4 protein-coding genes are annotated in these 2,747 nt (G+C 47.7%); 3 read left to right on the top strand and 1 reads right to left on the bottom strand.

The window, feature by feature from the left end:
* The coding region (locus tag GY683_RS08270) for a Lon-like protease helical domain-containing protein (protein WP_297288275.1) at nucleotides 1–502 on the bottom strand (502 nt) is incomplete at its 3' end.
* 88 nt (nucleotides 503–590) lie between these two features.
* On the opposite strand from GY683_RS08270, the gene rsmG reads away from it, so the two are divergent.
* The 3 genes from rsmG to GY683_RS08255 form a co-directional block, all read left to right on the top strand.
* Nucleotides 591–1,250: a 16S rRNA (guanine(527)-N(7))-methyltransferase RsmG gene (rsmG, locus tag GY683_RS08265; protein ID WP_297288274.1), complete on the top strand. Its 660-nt coding sequence runs from the start codon at nucleotides 591–593 to the stop codon at nucleotides 1,248–1,250.
* A gap of 33 nt (nucleotides 1,251–1,283) precedes the next feature.
* Nucleotides 1,284–2,102 carry a ParA family protein gene (locus GY683_RS08260; protein WP_297288273.1) on the top strand — a complete coding sequence of 273 codons (819 nt, stop codon included), beginning with the start codon at nucleotides 1,284–1,286 and terminating at the stop codon, nucleotides 2,100–2,102.
* A gap of 93 nt (nucleotides 2,103–2,195) precedes the next feature.
* A partial coding sequence (locus tag GY683_RS08255; RefSeq protein ID WP_297288276.1) for a ParB/RepB/Spo0J family partition protein occupies nucleotides 2,196–2,747 on the top strand: 552 nt, incomplete at its 3' end.

Below are 2,747 nucleotides of genomic sequence, written 5' to 3'. Positions count from 1 at the left end.
TTTTGGCGGTGGCATTGATTTCATCAAGCAAATTTCTTTCTTGTTTTTGGGCGGATTGCTTAATGGCGGTAATGCTGTTTTGGTAGCTGATGCTATTAAATTTGGCGATGATTTTTTTATATAATTCATGCCAAAGTTTGTGCATATCCTTGGCAAAAATCGCCCCTTGACCGCTTGGCAATGTCAGTGCAATCGGGTGGCGGGGTGCGTCAAAATTATGCACATAGACCAAGTCGGGCGGGGTCGGCTCGTGTTTGGCACGCTCGGCAAGCAGACGGGTGATGAGCGTGCGTTTGCCAAGCCCGTTTTCACCCACGGCAAAGACGTGGTAGCCGTTTGCCTTGATGTCAAGGGCGGTCTGTATGGCATTGACGGCTCGGCGTTGCCCAAAGTCGTGTGGTGTGGGGCTTGCGTGCGTGCTGTCGGGCGGTAGGGCGTGGGTGTCGGTGTAGCGTTTTAGGGCGGTGTGGGGCAGGCGGTAGGGGGTGAATTGGTCGGTCATTGTTGTTATTAAAATATGAAAAAGGGATATTTTAACAGATTAAAACGTGATAAAATAGGGGATTTGAAATTAACTTGACTTTATAACAATGACTTATCATAAAATATCCGCCCATGCCGATGAATTTGCTCGTGAATTAGAGCGTGTCTCTGATAAGCTAAATTTAACATTTAGTGAAGTGCAAATAAAACAACTGCTCGGCTATTTGGATAATCTTCTGCTTTGGACAAAAGCGTATAATCTCACCGCCATTACCGCCCCAAAAGAGGCGTTTATTAAGCATATTTTGGACTGTTTGGCGATTGTGGCGGATTTGCCGTTTACCGATAAATCAGGCATAAGCGTGCTTGACATTGGCACGGGGGCAGGGTTGCCGTCTGTGATTATCGCCATTATGCGACCTGATTGGCACGTTACCGCCCTAGATAGCAATGGCAAAAAGGTGCGGTTTATCCGTCAAATGGTGGGCGAATTGGGACTTGCCAACGTCAATCCTGTGGCAAGTCGCATTGAGGACTTTGACGGGGCGTTTGATGTCATCACGTCTCGGGCGTTTGCCAGCCTTGATGATTTTGTCAATCTTGCCAAGCCTTATTTGAAGGCGGACGGCGTGTTATATGCCATGAAAGGTAAAGTGCCAACGTCTGACGATACGGTAAATTTGACAGATTGGCAAATTGACATTAAGTCTATTTTTGTGCCACAAATGAGCGATGAGCGGTGTGTGGTGTATTTGACAGCCAAATAATAGTTAATATATTGATTTATTAAAAGGTATTTTATGGAAATTATCGCAATCGCCAACCAAAAAGGCGGTGTGGGCAAGACAACGACTGCGGTGAACCTTGCAGCGGCATTGTCCACCATCGGCAAAAAAAAGGTACTACTCATCGATCTAGACCCGCAAGGCAACGCCACAACGGGCGCAGGGCTGGATAAGAATGATCTGGACAAAAGCATCGTCGATGTGCTGCTTGATAACACAAAAATCCATAAAGTCATCCAAAAAGACGCGCCGGCAGGGTTTGACATGGTTGGCGCTAACCGAGATTTGGCGGGGATTGACGTGTCTTTGGCAGACGTGGAAGATGCGCCATTTTTATTAAAAAAAGCCATCAAAGCCGCCAAAAAGAGCGGTAAATTCGGCTATGATTATGTCATCATGGACTGTGCGCCCAGCCTAAGCATGCTGACGGTCAATGCGTTTGCCGTCGCCAAGAATGTCATCATTCCGATGCAGTGCGAATACTATGCGCTAGAGGGCGTGGTTGATCTGATCGACACCATCAAGCGCCTAAAAGACATCAATCCTGACCTGCATGTGCGTGGCGTGGTGCGTACGATGTTCGACGGACGTAACACCTTGGCGCAAGACGTGTCTGCCGAGCTTGAAGGATATTTTGGTGAATTATTGTACAAGACTGTCATTCCGCGCAGCGTGCGTCTGGCGGAAGCACCAAGCTTTGGTCAGTCGATTTTTGGTTATGAAAAATCATCCAAAGGCGCAATCGCTTATCACGCCTTGATGAATGAAGTCATCGATCAGGCTGAAAAACCTGAGTTGTTCAAGGCAAAAGTGCGTGCGCAGTTCGATTGGTAACTGACAATATCGGGCAAATTATGCTAAAATAGGGCATTTGACTTTTATATATACTGGCTCATGGCGGGCGGTGCTTGGTTTGATTTGGGAAACATCATGAAAAAACGTGGACTTGGCGATAAGCGTGGCTTAGATGCGCTGATGGGCAATATAAAAAAAGAAAGGCGAATTGCCACAGATGCTGGCGCCTTGATGGCGGCTGAAGAGACCGCTGCGCCTGTAGACACCAAGACGGATTTTAGCTTATTAGATGATGAGCAAGACATCAAATCTGTCGGCGTTACCAAGAAAAAACCCAAGAAAAAATCAAAAGATAAGCCCGCTCAAGATGATAATGATGGCGAGCAAATCACGCTCGTACAGATCCACCCAAATCGCCTGCAGTCAGGCAAATACCAACCACGTCGCGACATGAACGAAGAGGCGCTTAATGAGCTTGCTAATTCGATCCGTCAACATGGTGTGATGCAGCCCATCGTCATCCGTCCACTGCTGTCGAATGAAGATAAGACGAGCGACACTGTTACGCACGAGATCATTGCGGGCGAACGTCGTTGGCGCGCCGCCAAGATTGCAGGTCTGACCGAGATTCCTGCCATTGAGCGTGTTCTGTCGGATGAGATCGCCATTGCCTTGGCGCTGATT

The organism is Moraxella sp. (assembly GCF_024227015.1).
Classification (GTDB): domain Bacteria; phylum Pseudomonadota; class Gammaproteobacteria; order Pseudomonadales; family Moraxellaceae; genus Moraxella.
The sequence above is the reverse complement of the archived record's forward strand: the minus strand, read 5'-3'. Positions and strand labels throughout refer to the sequence as shown.

Coding starts and splice junctions, on each gene's coding strand:
- rsmG (WP_297288274.1), top strand. CDS start 591: ATGACTTATCATAAAATATCCGCCCATGCCGATGAATTTGCTCGTGAA.
- GY683_RS08260 (WP_297288273.1), top strand. CDS start 1,284: ATGGAAATTATCGCAATCGCCAACCAAAAAGGCGGTGTGGGCAAGACA.